Here is a 508-nt window from a genome sequence, read left to right on the forward strand (position 1 = left end):
GAACAGCACCGCCTGGGCCTCCGGGCTGGGCTGGCCGTATTCACTCTCGCCGGTCGAGGACATCGTCGACGTCAAGGTCAGCACCCGCTCCGGGGAGGAGAGGGCCATCGTCTGGGCGATCATTCCTCCCATCGAAGCGCCGACCACGTGGGCGCGTTCGATACCGAGCGCGGTGAGCAAGCCGAGGCCATCGCCGGCCATGTCGAGAAGCCGGTAGGGAACCATCGCGAGGGCGGCGGGAATGTCACCCGAGCTGACGGCGGCAATGAACTTGCCCATGTCGACAGGGTGATCGTCAAACTTGGTGGACAGCCCGCAGTCGCGGTTGTCGTACCGGATCACGTAACGGCCACGATCTGCCAGCGCCCGGCAGAAATCCTCGGGCCAGGCGAGCATCTGCGCGCCGAAACCCATCACGAGCAGGACAGCGGGATTCCCAGGGTCGCCGAAGCTCTCATACGCGATGGACACCTCGGGAGACACGTCAACGATCGACATACACGGAGCC

The 508-nt window shown here is 65.2% G+C and carries 1 protein-coding gene; it reads right to left on the reverse strand.

Annotated elements, in window-relative coordinates:
- Nucleotides 1-498 (reverse strand): alpha/beta fold hydrolase (locus tag IEZ17_RS41790; protein ID WP_189308851.1); only part of this gene is annotated, 498 nt, incomplete at its 3' end.
- Nucleotides 499-508: the final 10 nt, after the last annotated feature.

The organism is Streptomyces albospinus (assembly GCF_014648695.1).
Taxonomy (GTDB): domain Bacteria; phylum Actinomycetota; class Actinomycetes; order Streptomycetales; family Streptomycetaceae; genus Streptomyces; species Streptomyces albospinus.